This window comes from Streptomyces sp. NPDC002055 (assembly GCF_040296705.1).
In the GTDB taxonomy this organism is placed as follows: Bacteria; Actinomycetota; Actinomycetes; order Streptomycetales; family Streptomycetaceae; genus Streptomyces.
The window spans coordinates 16,842-28,754 of record NZ_JBEOXS010000079.1; the positions used below are offsets into that span (position 1 = coordinate 16,842).

Annotated in this window: 14 protein-coding genes; 3 read left to right on the forward strand and 11 right to left on the reverse strand. The window is 70.8% G+C overall.

Translation table 11 applies throughout. From position 1 onward, the window contains the following. Window positions 1-47: 47 nt before the first annotated feature. Window positions 48-614 carry a GbsR/MarR family transcriptional regulator gene (locus ABT112_RS31410; protein WP_502975504.1) on the forward strand — a complete coding sequence of 189 codons (567 nt, stop codon included), beginning with the start codon at window positions 48-50 and terminating at the stop codon, window positions 612-614. Between the two features lie 71 nt (window positions 615-685). Here ABT112_RS31410 and ABT112_RS31415 read toward each other — a convergent pair whose 3' ends face one another. The 8 genes from ABT112_RS31415 to ABT112_RS31450 all read right to left on the reverse strand — a co-directional run bounded on the left by ABT112_RS31415 (window position 686) and on the right by ABT112_RS31450 (window position 5,606). Beyond that, a complete protein-coding gene (locus ABT112_RS31415; RefSeq protein WP_351515187.1) occupies window positions 686-1,108 on the reverse strand; it encodes a hypothetical protein in 423 nt (140 codons plus the stop codon). After that, the gene (locus ABT112_RS31420; RefSeq protein ID WP_351515188.1) at window positions 1,105-1,380 is read right to left on the reverse strand and encodes a CopG family transcriptional regulator; all 276 of its coding nucleotides are present in this window, start codon (window positions 1,378-1,380) and stop codon (window positions 1,105-1,107) included. The genes ABT112_RS31415 and ABT112_RS31420 overlap by 4 nt, the downstream gene beginning before the upstream one ends. Window positions 1,381-1,499: 119 nt before the next feature. After that, entirely contained in the window at window positions 1,500-2,606 is a 1,107-nt protein-coding gene (locus ABT112_RS31425; protein ID WP_351515189.1) for a hypothetical protein, read from the reverse strand. A gap of 396 nt (window positions 2,607-3,002) precedes the next feature. Further along, a complete protein-coding gene (locus tag ABT112_RS31430) occupies window positions 3,003-3,833 on the reverse strand; it encodes a class I SAM-dependent methyltransferase (RefSeq protein WP_351515190.1) in 831 nt (276 codons plus the stop codon). A 408-nt stretch (window positions 3,834-4,241) separates the two neighbouring features. Then, complete coding sequence (locus tag ABT112_RS31435) at window positions 4,242-4,469, reverse strand: DUF397 domain-containing protein (protein ID WP_351515191.1); 228 nt, start codon at window positions 4,467-4,469, stop codon at window positions 4,242-4,244. A gap of 266 nt (window positions 4,470-4,735) precedes the next feature. After that, window positions 4,736-5,110, reverse strand: a complete 375-nt coding sequence (locus ABT112_RS31440) for a DUF397 domain-containing protein (protein WP_351515192.1) — start codon at window positions 5,108-5,110, stop codon at window positions 4,736-4,738. A 37-nt stretch (window positions 5,111-5,147) separates the two neighbouring features. After that, a complete protein-coding gene (locus ABT112_RS31445; protein WP_502975505.1) occupies window positions 5,148-5,354 on the reverse strand; it encodes a DUF397 domain-containing protein in 207 nt (68 codons plus the stop codon). A gap of 36 nt (window positions 5,355-5,390) precedes the next feature. After that, window positions 5,391-5,606: a DUF397 domain-containing protein gene (locus ABT112_RS31450; protein ID WP_351515194.1), complete on the reverse strand. Its 216-nt coding sequence runs from the start codon at window positions 5,604-5,606 to the stop codon at window positions 5,391-5,393. Window positions 5,607-5,749: 143 nt separating this feature from the next. On the opposite strand from ABT112_RS31450, the gene ABT112_RS31455 reads away from it, so the two are divergent. After that, window positions 5,750-5,881 (forward strand): hypothetical protein, encoded by a 132-nt coding sequence (locus ABT112_RS31455; protein WP_502975506.1) that lies wholly within the window; start codon window positions 5,750-5,752, stop codon window positions 5,879-5,881. On the opposite strand, the gene ABT112_RS31460 is transcribed toward ABT112_RS31455, so the two are convergent. Continuing rightward, window positions 5,869-6,726 carry a hypothetical protein gene (locus ABT112_RS31460; protein ID WP_351515195.1) on the reverse strand — a complete coding sequence of 286 codons (858 nt, stop codon included), beginning with the start codon at window positions 6,724-6,726 and terminating at the stop codon, window positions 5,869-5,871. The genes ABT112_RS31455 and ABT112_RS31460 overlap by 13 nt on opposite strands. A gap of 79 nt (window positions 6,727-6,805) precedes the next feature. Then, window positions 6,806-8,053 (reverse strand): diacylglycerol kinase, encoded by a 1,248-nt coding sequence (locus ABT112_RS31465; protein WP_351515196.1) that lies wholly within the window; start codon window positions 8,051-8,053, stop codon window positions 6,806-6,808. 175 nt (window positions 8,054-8,228) lie between these two features. Here ABT112_RS31465 and ABT112_RS31470 point away from each other — a divergent pair, with 175 nt between their 5' ends. Beyond that, complete coding sequence (locus ABT112_RS31470; protein ID WP_351515197.1) at window positions 8,229-9,512, forward strand: adenylosuccinate synthase; 1,284 nt, start codon at window positions 8,229-8,231, stop codon at window positions 9,510-9,512. Between the two features lie 149 nt (window positions 9,513-9,661). Here the strand turns inward: ABT112_RS31470 and ABT112_RS31475 are convergent, their stop codons facing one another. Then, the gene (locus ABT112_RS31475; RefSeq protein ID WP_351515198.1) at window positions 9,662-11,503 is read right to left on the reverse strand and encodes a serine/threonine-protein kinase; all 1,842 of its coding nucleotides are present in this window, start codon (window positions 11,501-11,503) and stop codon (window positions 9,662-9,664) included. Window positions 11,504-11,913: the final 410 nt, after the last annotated feature.

The window sequence follows — 11,913 nt, forward strand, 5'->3', positions numbered from 1 at the left end:
AACCATATAAACTCGGGGCGGCGTTGAGACAGGGGAGAGGATGAGGCGTGACCGACAGCGTGAGCAGGGCGGACGGGGCGGAGAGCCGTCCGGAACGGACCGGAACGGCGGCCGGCGGGCCGACGGACCGGCGTGACGAGGACGCGGTCTCCCGGTTCGTCGAACGGTTCGCCGCCGAGCTGACCGGGGCCGGGATGCAGCGGATGGCCGCGCGCGTCTTCGCGGCCCTGCTCGCCTCCGACTCCGGCTCACTCACCTCGGCCGAACTTGCCGAGCGACTGCAGATCAGCCCGGCCGCCGTCTCCGGCGCGATCAGCTATCTGACCCAGGTCAACATGGTCGGCCGCGAGCGCGAGCCCGGCTCACGCCGCGACCGCTACCGCCTGCACAACGAGCTCTGGTACGAGACCTTCACCCACCGCGACCAGGTCCTGACCCGCTGGGAGAAGACCCTCCGCGAGGGCGCCGCCTCCCTGGGCCCCGACAGCCCGGCCGGGACGAGGGTCGCCGAGACCGCCGAGTTCTTCGAGTTCCTGCAGAACGAACTGACCGGAATCATGGACCGCTGGCGCGAACGCCAGGAGGCGCGCGGCGGGGCCACGGCCTGGCGGTGAGCCCGCGGGGGCGGAGGGCGGCGATGCTCAGGCGGACGGCGGCGCGGCCTCGCGTGTCCCGTTTCAGGGATTCAGACCTTGGCGACGACGATCCTGTCCGGGATCAACCTCTCCAGGTCGTCCACATCTGAGGTGAAGACCGTCACCTGTCCCTGCTGCTGCCGTGCGATGACGGCGAGCACCGCGTCGATCGCGTGCTTGTGGCCGTGCAATCCGGTATCGGCCAGGAGGCGGCGCGCCTGTCGGGCTTCGTCCTTTCCGACCGTCGCGACGCTGACGCGGGAAAGCACCCAGTCCCAGCGCTGTTCGGTGGTCCTGCCGTCGTACGCCTCGACGAGGGTCATCGGGGAGGTCACCACTTCGGCCTCGCGTCGGTCTGCGAGAACGAGCCGGGTGATCATCATGCGATCGCCGCGAACAGCGAGCGACAGGGCCTCGCAGTCGAGGACGAAGACGCGGAGTGGTGTGGTCCGCTGGCCGCGTCGTTCCTTCACGCGGCTTTACCCGGGCGGCCCTTCCCAGCGGCGCGACGCCGGTGTTCCGCGTCGAGAGCGTCCAGCTCCTCGCGTCCCGCGGCAAGCTCGCTCTCGGTGACTGCTCCATGCTCTTCCTGCAGCCAGTCGACCAGTTCCCGGAGCCGGTCGCGGTCTCGCTTGAGGCGCAGCGCCTCGGCAACGTAGGCCGAGATCCCCCGCTCGGATGTCTCCGACCGGATCTCGTCGAGGAGATCCTCCGGGATGGTGATCGTCACCTTCTTGGTCGCCATACAAGTCACCATACTCGCACTACCTCTCTCCATACCAGGGCTGTCGCGGCGAGCGGCAGCGTCGAATCTTCTTGCAGTTCCCGGCGGTCTCCCCTGCCCAAGGAACTCCTGGTTCGCGCTCAGCAAGCTGTTGGCAGAGGACCGCGGAAGGCGGCTCGGGGGCTCACGGACTCGGAACGACAGTCGCGGCAACAGCCCGGTTCCGCGGCCCGGAAGGCGCGTTCGCAGCCGCCGTCGCAGGTCTGCCAGGGCAGGACGACGGGTTTGGCGGGGGCGTCCGGTACGACGGTGCTCGGTGGTGGCGCGGCCACCGGTGGATCGTCGAGCCGGTAGGCCAGGATGCGGGCCGGCCGCGCCCGGAAACGGTCCGGGAGACCGGTGGTGAGGAGATCGGTGATCTCCTTCTGCCCGACCCCTCGCGCAAGCCACAGGCTCACGGCCGGGGCGAGCCGGTCGACCTCCCGCCGGGACAGGATCAGCCGGGGGTCGCGGATGCGCAGCGAGGCAAGGATGACCAGGGCCCGTGGGTCCGTTCGCGACACCGGGTCCTGCTCCGGGGCGGGTTCGCTCTCCGGGGCTGGTTCACGTTCCCGAAGCGGTTCACGCTCCCGGGCGGCTGGGGTCGGGTCCGGGGCCGGGTGCGAGAGCGAGGGGTCCGGCGTATCCACAGGCTCCGGCGGGACCGCGGGGACGGGCCCGGGCCCGGGCGCGGACGGCGTGGGCGGCTGCGCGGATCGGGTGGACTGAGTGAAGCGCGTGGAGCGCGTCGCCGGGGTGCGCGCAGCGGGTGGCGGTGCGGACCGCGTGGGCGGTGTCGGGTGTACGGGGCGGGACCGGGATAAGGCACCGCGCCCCGGCACGTCGCTCACCTCTGCGTCTCCCGGCACATCGTTGAAGAACGTCCGCGTGCGGATCACCCCGCCGGGCCCGCGCTCGCGGCGCCGCTCCAGATACCCGGCCGCCTCCAGCTCCCGGAGCGCCCGAGAGATGAGAATCTCGCCCTCGGTGAAGTGGCGGCACAGGGCCGCGATGCTCACGGGGGCGCCGTCCGGCAGGGAGAGGATGTACGCCGCGACGCCGACCGTGACCGCGCTTCCGCGGCGCTGCGCCAAGGCGTTGGCGATCACGGTGAAGTCGGCGGTGAGACGGGTGCGGAGATGGATCACGCCGGAAGTCGGTGACCCGGCGTCAGCGCGCAGGCGCGCGTTAGACTGCGGTCCAGCCATCGGGAAGGGGTTCACTTCCTGATCGGTGAGGCCCTCGTTCGGGATGCCAGTCCCGGCCGGGGGCCGTATTCGTTTTCGCTTGTCGCGGCGAACGTAACCGCCTGGTTCCCCCACCCGCAAGCCGGTCACCCGTCCGGGTGATGTGGCGGGAGGGGAGGGAGGGTTGGGGTTCTTTCCCCAGGTCCTTTGAGGAGTCACGCGGCCCACCGGAGCCCGGTGGATGGGGGTTCGGCGAGGCCGGGTCCTGGCCCTGGGGAACCCAACGACGACCAGTGCGCGGTGGACGGGGGTTGGTCGGTTGGGGACCGCACTTGCCGGAGGCGTGCCCCGGCTTGAACGATGTCTGCCTCGATAAGGCACCGCTGATCCCCACTTGGCCCGTGCGGACTGCGGCGTCTACGTACTCGCCGGCTGAGGGCCGTGGCAGACGAGCAAGCCACCAAGGCAATGGATGCGGAAAGCACCTTCCGTGCGGATAGTCTCGTCAATTCGTTCGCGTGCGCGGTCGAGGGTTTCCCGGAACGGGACGCCCATCTGATCCGCCCAGGCTGCGTACGAGGCCAAGTGGGCGACGACCGGTTCAGCGTCGGTAACCGCGATCACCCCGGGGAGGGGGATCGTGCGGACTTCGGTGAAGAACGTGCCGAGCATCGCCGGAGCGCCCTCCAGGGTGAAGCGCGCTGACAACTGCACTCGGGCCGGACCCTCAGGGATGCCCAGCACGTCACCTGCGGCCCGTCGCCAGAGACACTCCAGCTCCTGCTTGTCCGTCCGGCTGTTGGTGGAGACGATCGCGATGCCGCCGGGCCCCAGGACACGGGCCAATTCGCACACAGCCCGGGTCCGGTCCTCCACGTGGTACAGCATGTGCAACGCGAGTACAGCACCAAGTGATCCATCATTGAGGGGCAGTTGCTGAGCGTCTGCGACGACGGCTCCAGGAATGTCGCCGAGGATGCCTTGGGAGACGTCCATGGGGATCACCGTCAGGTCGCGGCGTTCCTCGCGAAGTCGCTGTACGAACTTTCCGTTGCCGCATCCCACATCAGCGACCCGACCGCCTACCCCGGCCAACTCGTCCACGACCATGCCCGGAAGGTCATGGCGCGGCGTCTGCCATGCGTAGAGGGACTGGCGAGCAGCCAGATGCTGACCGGAGCCGTACGCCTTGCTGGACAGAAGGCCGCGGTCGGTGACGGAAGCGTCGCGCGTGTACTGGGCGGTCATCACGTCTCCATGGGGTCGCTGACGAGAGCCGGGGGTGGGGGCTGGACGGGATGGAAACGGCGCCCACCCGGGCGAGTACGCCACTGGCGACCGGAGTTCCGACGTGAGCTTGCGCGTCGGATGTCGTCGGAACGCCCCGGTCAAGCCGACAGGCGAGCCGGCTTCCGCGTAGCCGCAGTCCTCCGGGCTCTCCTGACTGTGCCCTGATACGGGAGGGGCCGCCCGCTGGGACGGCCTCTCCCGACGTTGGTCAAGACGGTAGATCGAACGCCCCTTCTCCACGAAGAGGTTCCCGCCCGGGCCATCCACGTACCCGATACAGGGATCCGATGCAGCGAACTCCAGGATGGAGAACGAGCCGAGCTGCCCGGGGTGGGGCCCCTGCTCAAGTCCGAGAGTTTGGGGTCGTCAGGCGGGCAGGTTGAATTCGCCGCCCTTTGCCCCGTCGAGGAAGCAAGTCCATACATGCTCACTCACGACGAACGGAGGCTTCTCCAAGGCCTCGTTATCGCGGAGGGCCACGCTGCCGTCAGGAAGGAAGGCCACTTCGAGGCACCCTCCGGTGCCGGAACTCGCCGAGGCCTTGAACCAGTGTGCATCCGGCAGGTAGTCAGTGGTTCCGGTCGTGGTGCTCATCTCTTCTCACATCTCCTCTGCGGCGCGGTGCAGCAGCGCCGTTGTAGGCCACTGGGCATCGTTCTCGAAAACCACGGCGTTGCTCGACGGGGACTTGCTGATCTCACCGTGGCCCGTCCTGCGCAACCTGGTCAGTCGGCACTTGGCCGTCGTGGGTGTCAGGTGCCCGCCTTTCCCGGATGGCTGGGAAGAGTGATGTCCGCCGGACCCCGGTGCGCGGGATCCGGCGGAGGCAGGAGTCCTGCTGCGACCGGCATCCGGCGCGATCAGTGCCGGTCGGCGGCCTTCAACCCGTCGATGAACGCGGCCCAGGCGTCGGCGGTGAAGATGAGCGCAGGGCCCAGGGGGTCCTTGCTGTCACGGACAGGTGCGAGGCCGGACAGTCCGTCGGCGACCTCGACGCAATCGCCGCCTGCTTGGTTGCTGTACGTGCTCTTGTGCCAGGTGGCGGCCTTCAACTCGCTGGTGAAAGAGACCCATGCCGCCTCGGAAAAGACGAGCGGCATGCCGTCCGGGTCTTTGCTGTCACGGACGGGGACGAGGCCGGGAAATCCGTCGGCGACCTCGACGCAGTTCCCGCCTGCTTGGTTGCTGTAGCTGCTCTTCCGCCAGTTGGCATTGGTCAGGTCGGGATGGGACATTCGGTTCACGGTCGATGCCCTCCGGTTTCGGGACTGCTCAGGTGCGCTGGTCGGCCTTCACGTCGGCTATGAAACCGGTCCAGCACTCGACAGTGAAGACCAGAACTGGGCCTTCAGGGTGTTTGCTGTCGCGGACGGGGACGAGGCCGGGGAGTCCGCCAGCCATCTCGACGCAGTTCCCGCCCGCCTGGTTGCTGTAGCTGCTCTTGCGCCAGTCGGCGCCGGACAAGTCTGGATGGGACACACGCTGCATGGTCGATGTCCTCCGGTCCGGGACGACTCAGATGTACTGGTCGGCCTTGACGTCAGCTATGAACGCAGCCCAGGCGTCGACGGGGAAGACCAGCGCCGGACCGCTGGGGTCCTTGCTGTCACGGACGGGGACGAGGCCGGGGAATCCGTCGGCGACCTCGACGCAGTCGCCCCCCTCTTGGTTGCTGTGGCTGCTCTTGCGCCAGTCTGCGCCGGTCAGATCGGGACGGGACACTCGCTCCACGGTGGACGCCCTCCATCACGGATCGGATCATGCTGAGTGACACGAGCGGCGGTAGGGCCATGGCCCGCAGCCGATCGTAGGTCACTGTGGAGAGCTTGACTCGGTTGGTTCCTCGACGAGTTGGCCATCCCCGTGTCGGAACCATGGCCGTGGGTACGGACGATCCGGCTCATCTGGGTGAACTGCTCGACGCCCTGGCCGCCGAGCCTGATGAGCGGACGATTCACGAGTACCGCGCCCTCCTTCGGGAGCGGTTGATCGGTCAGCCCGTCTGAAGCTCCGCGATGACCTGCCGTGCCCGGTGCCGGGCGGGTTCGATCCGAGGGTCTTCCGGGTGCGCGTCCGGTCCCAGGATCTTCGAGCATACGAAGAGTGTCATCAGCTTGCCGTCCCGGCTCTCGAAGTCGTGCCGCCGCTCGCGTCGTACGCGGTCGGCCAGAGCGGGGACGGCCAGCGAGGCGGCCCAGAGCGTCGCGGCGTCGAGGCCCTGGGGTGCGTTTCCCCAGTCCTCCCAGTCGAAGAGAGAGAAGGCCGGTGCGCTCATGTTGGCCCAGTTCAGGTCGGCGTGGGCCGGAACCCATCGTTCGACGGTCGTATCGATCTCGTGGGTGAATACGCCCCGGATCGACTCGGTGACCAGGTCCTGCGTGATCGTGACGGTGTCCGGGGTGGCCACGCGTCCGGTCGTGTTCCGCGCCAGTGCGTCCAGCGAAGCCCCGAAGGCTCGCCACCAGTTCACGGGCAGCGCCGGCTCTTGACTCAGGACGGCGGTCCCGATCGGCGCCCCCGGAAGGAGATCGGTCTCGTCGGCCCGCCACATCACAAGGTCGTCGGTGTCTCGCCAGACCGCACACCCCCGCCACACGGGCTGGGCGACGCCTTCCAGACGGGCGGCGCTCTCGGTGCCGTTCCACCCCTGGTCGGCGATCTTGTCGAGCGGGCGTCGCTCCACTCGTACCCAGGTGTCCCGGTCCGTCCGGGCCCCCACGGACCGGCGCTTGCGCACCGCCGTGCCCGGGTCCAGTCGGGTCTGAAGGGACCGCTCGACGCGGTCAAGAACCATGTCGACCGGCTCGACCCGCAGGTCGACAGCGCGAACAGCGGAGACCGAGTGCGTCATGCGGGGACCGTAGCAGCGGGCCGACCCTTCGCTTCCTGCCTGCCCGTTGCTGGACCCACGTCCCGGCCCCGCCCCCGCCTCACCCCCTCGGCAGCGTCAGCCGCCACGCGCTCGGGAGGATCGTCCAGGTGCGGGTGCGGACCGGGCCGCGGAGCAGGGCGTCCGCCCGGTAGCGGAAGTCGGGGCCGGAGATGGTGACCGTGTGGGCCCGGGCGGTCAGCGGCTTCGGGCCGTCCGCGGTACCGGGGCGGATGACGACCTGCACCAGGCCGTCGGCTTCGCCGCCCCGGGCGCCGCCGGTCGTCACCGAGACGCCCGAGACGGGCTGGTCCAGGTCGACCAGCACCACGCCGTCGGCCTCGACCCGCAGCCGGTGGGTGCCGCCGTCACCGAGTCCGTGGCCCGTGGCCGCATCCGTCAGGAAGCCCGCCGGGGACGGTTGCGGCGGCACGCCCGCCAGCAGTGATGCCCCTGGCGTGTCCGTCCCGGGCGGCCGGCCCGTGCCGAGTATCCAGCCGTTTCCGCCGGGCCCGTCCGTCCCGTTGGTCCCGCGAGACCCATCCCTCCCAGGAGACCCGTTGGCCCCACGAGATCCGTCGGTCCCGTGAGGCCTGTCCGTCCCAGGAGATCCGTCGGTCCCGCGAGACCCGTCCGTTCCGCGAGACCCGTCCGCCCCGCGAGCACTGTCGGCCCCGCCCGCCCCGCCCGCCCCGCCACGACCGTCCGCGCCACCCGCGCTATCCGCACCCTCCGGACCATCCGCACCGCGCGCCCCCGCGGCATCCGTGCGCTGGCCCGCCAGGGTGCGTACCAGGGAGCGGCAGGTCCGCAGGCCCGGCTCCCACCACGGCCGCGGGGTGGTCCGGCCGGGGGAGAGGGCCGGGTCGGGGACGGTCAGGCCGCCGAGGACCACGCCGTCGCTGTCGTCCACCAGGAGGTCCAGCTCGCGGTCCACCCCGTCCAGCACCGCGCGGGCCGCGGCGACCGGGCCCGTCGGCACGCCCAGGGCGCCCGCCAGGGCCACCGCCGAGGGCGACGCCCCGACCGGGACCAGGGCCAGCGCCGCGTCGCCCAGGATCCGCTCCCGGTGCAGCATCCCGACGATGCGCAGCAGCGCCGCGTCGTCGCCGACCACCACCGGCCGCCTACTGCCCCGGCGGGACAGCGCCCGCGCGACCTCCTCGGGACCGTCCGGGAGGCAGATTTTCGCGGTCGCGCCGGCGCACAGCACATCTTTCGCGATCCGCACCGCCTCGCCGTCGGTCCGCCGTGCGACCGGGTCGATGACGACGAGCAGGGGGTGTCCGGTGGAAGCTGGAGCCGACACCTCGGTCCTTCCTCAGGTAATCTCTCGGTGCAAGAGCCCCTGTCGCTGTTGCGCCAGGGGCTTCGTCTATCCGGGGCACCGGTTCGACGGCTCTGGTGGCGGGGCGCGGCGAAATACGCCGTGCGATCGCCGCCGTGCACGTTGGACATGCCCCGCCCGGAAGGGGTGTACGCCTGTGCCCGCACTTGTGCTGCTCGGTGCTCAGTGGGGTGACGAGGGCAAGGGAAAGGCCACTGATCTGCTCGGTGGCTCCGTGGATTATGTGGTGCGCTACCAGGGCGGCAACAATGCCGGCCACACGGTCGTCGTCGGCGACCAGAAGTACGCGCTCCACCTCCTCCCCTCCGGGATTCTCTCGCCCGGCTGTACGCCGGTCATCGGTAACGGGGTCGTCGTCGACCCGGCGGTCCTGCTCTCCGAGCTGAGCGGGCTGAACGAGCGCGGCGTCGACACCTCCAAGCTGCTGATCAGCGGCAACGCGCACTTGATCACGCCGTATCACACGACCGTCGACAAGGTGACGGAACGGTTCCTCGGCAAGCGGAAGATCGGTACGACCGGCCGGGGCATCGGTCCCGCCTACGCGGACAAGATCAACCGCGTCGGGATCCGCGTCCAGGACCTGTTCGACGAGTCGATCCTGGAGCAGAAGGTCGACGCGGCCCTCGACTTCAAGAACCAGATCCTGGCCAAGCTCTACAACCGCCGGGCGATCGAGCCCGGCCAGGTCGTGGAGGAGCTGCTCGGCTACGCGGACCAGATCCGCGGCTACGTGGCCGACACCACGCTGATCCTGAACGACGCCATCGACGAGGGCAAGGTCGTCCTCTTCGAGGGCGGGCAGGGCACGCTGCTCGATGTCGATCACGGCACGTACCCCTTCGTCACGTCCTCGAACCCGACCGCGGGCGGCGCCTGCACCGGTGCCGGCGTCGGCCCGACGAAGATCAGCCGGGTGATCGGCATCCTCAAGGCGTACACAACGCGCGTCGGTGCCGGTCCGTTCCCGACCGAGCTGTTCGACAAGGACGGCGAGGCGCTGCGCACCATCGGCGGTGAGCGTGGTGTCACCACCGGTCGCGACCGGCGCTGTGGCTGGTTCGATGCGGTTATCGCACGCTACGCGACCCGCGTCAACGGTCTGACCGACTTCTTCCTGACCAAGCTCGACGTGCTCACCGGCTGGGAGCAGATCCCGGTGTGCGTGGCGTACGAGATCGACGGCAAGCGGGTCGAGGAACTCCCCTACAGCCAGACCGACTTCCACCACGCGAAGCCGGTGTACGAGATGCTGCCGGGCTGGTCCGAGGACATCACCAAGGCCAAGACCTTCTCCGACCTGCCGAAGAACGCGCAGGGGTACGTCAAGGCGCTGGAGGAGATGTCCGGTGCCCCGATCTCCGCGATCGGCGTCGGCCCCGGCCGCACCGAGACGATCGAGATCAACTCGTTCCTCTGAGGGCGGCTCACCGCACCACGGACGGCGTTGCCGCTGCCGGCCTCGAGGGCCGGGCAGCGGCAACGCCGTCTTTCGTCCCACGGCTGGGGGCGCTCGGCCCGCCGTGAGGCCGCTCAGCCCACCGTGGAGTGTCAGTCCACCGTGGAGTGTCAGTCCACCTTGGAGTAGGTGAGCACCGCGGAGCTGCCGTCGGAGAAGGTGCGCCGCAGGTGGCCCGAATCGGTCAGCTCCAGCGTTGTCACCGGCCCCGCCTTGCAGGACTGTGCGGTTCCGGCGGTCACCGTGGACGGCTCCAGCTGGACCGGCGGGCCGACGGACCGCAGCGTCGCGGCGAACGTGCAGTGGTAGTTCGTGCCGTCCGCGGTCATGGTGAAGACCGCGTCCCCGGGGTCGCCTTGGCGCAGCGTGAACCGGCGCACGTCCGAGCCGCCCGCCCCCAAGCGCGCCTCCCAGGTGCCCAGGTACTGCCGCGGGATGCCGCCGGACGCGCTCTCCGACGACGTTCCGGACCCCTTGCCGGAGGTCGCGGGCTCACCGGACCGCTGGGCGTTCACGGAGTCCTGCCGGGCGCTGCCGCCCGTGCCGCCCTGCTGCATCACGGTGTAGACGGTGGTGCCGCCGGCCACCGCCACCACCAGCGCGACCGCCACCATCAGGACGGTCGTCCGGCGCCGCCGCGGCTCCGGTTCGGGTGCGTACCCGACGGTGGTGGCGTACGGGCCGGGGTGCTGCGGCGCGGCGTATCCGGGCGCCGGGTACCCCGAGGGCGGGTAGCCGTAGCCGCCGCCTCCCGCGGGGCCGTGACCGGGCTGCGGGTAGCCGTACGCCCCGGCGCCGGCCGGCGGCCCGTACGGCGGGGTGCCGTGGCCCGGGGGCGGTGTGGCGGGGGCGGAGATCATCGTCGGCATGGCGTGCACGCCGCCTGTGGACGGCGCCGACGGCCCGGGAGCGGGTCCGCCGCCGGGCTGGCCGGGACTGTGCTGACCGGGACCGTGCTGGCCGGGAGCGGGCTGTCCCGCGGCGGGCGGTGCGGCAGCGGGCGGTGCGGCAGCTGCCGGTGCGGCAGCCGCCGGTGCCGGCGGCGGTTCCGGGTTCTCCGCGTCCAGCAGCTGGACGGCGTGCCGTCCCAGTTCGGCGACGAGACCGCCCGGCAGCCAGGGCTCCCCGGCGGCCGCTTCGGCGTCCGTGCGCTCCAGTACCTGGGCCGGGGTCGGCCGTTGCGCCGGGTCCTTGGCGAGACAGTCGGCGGCCAGCTCGCGCAGCCCCTCCGGCAGCGCGTCCAGGTTCGGCGCCTCCTCGGCGATCCGGAACATCAGCGCGACCCCGCTGGACGCGGAGCCGAACGGCAGCTTGCCGGTCGCCGCGTACGCCAGCACCGAGCCGAGGCAGAACACGTCGCACGCCGCGGTGATGCGCTCGCCGCGGACCTGCTCGGGCGACATGAAGCCGGGCGAGCCGACCAGCGAGCCGGTGCGGGTGAGCCCGTGCCCGTCGCCGGTCACGCTCTCCAGGGCCCGGGCGATACCGAAGTCGATCACGCGCGGTCCGTCGATGGTGACCAGCACGTTCGACGGCTTCAGATCCCGGTGGATCAGCCCGGCGCCGTGGATGTCCATCAGCGCCCGGGCCAGCCCGGCGGTCAGGAACCGCACGGACCGCTCGGGCAGCGGCCCGTGCCCGGCGATCACGCTCTGCAGCGAGGGCCCGGCGATGTAGCCGGTCGCCACCCAGGGCGTGGGCGCCTCGGTGTCGGCGTCCAGCACCGGCGCCGTCCACGCCCCGCCGACCCGCCGCGCCGCCTGCACCTCCTGCCGGAAGCGCCGGCGGAACTCCTCCTGCTCGGCCAGCTCCTGCCGGACCAGCTTCACCGCGACCGTACGGCCGCGGTCCGAACGGGCCAGATACACCAGCCCCATGCCCCCCGCGCCGAGTCTGCCGAGCAGCCGGTATGCACCGATCCGCTGCGGGTCATCGGACCTCAGTTCGTCCATGTCCCGTCCCCCTCCCCCTGGTTCCCCACTACGCAGAGGATAGAGGCCACGGCGGACGGCGGAGCGGGGCAATGCCCAGGCTTCCCCGATGGAGTCCCCCGTCCCGGTGGTCTCCCCGGGCGCGCGGGTTTTCTTGCGGATCGCGGGTTTCACGGGGGCGCGGGTCTCCCGGGGCCCGCGGGTTCTACGGGGCCCGCGGGGTTCAGGGGGCCAGCGGGTCGCCGGCGTGCGGGGTTCCAGGAGGCCGCTGGACTTCCCGGGTGCCGCGGTGCCGCGGTGCCGCGGTGCCGCGGGTGCCGCGGGGTGCGGGTGGGGCCGGGGGCCGGGGCCTGCGGGGTGGGGGTTCCGGAACGTATATTTACGGCCCTGGGGGCCACAAAAACACGGAAGCTTCCGGAACCAGATCGGAA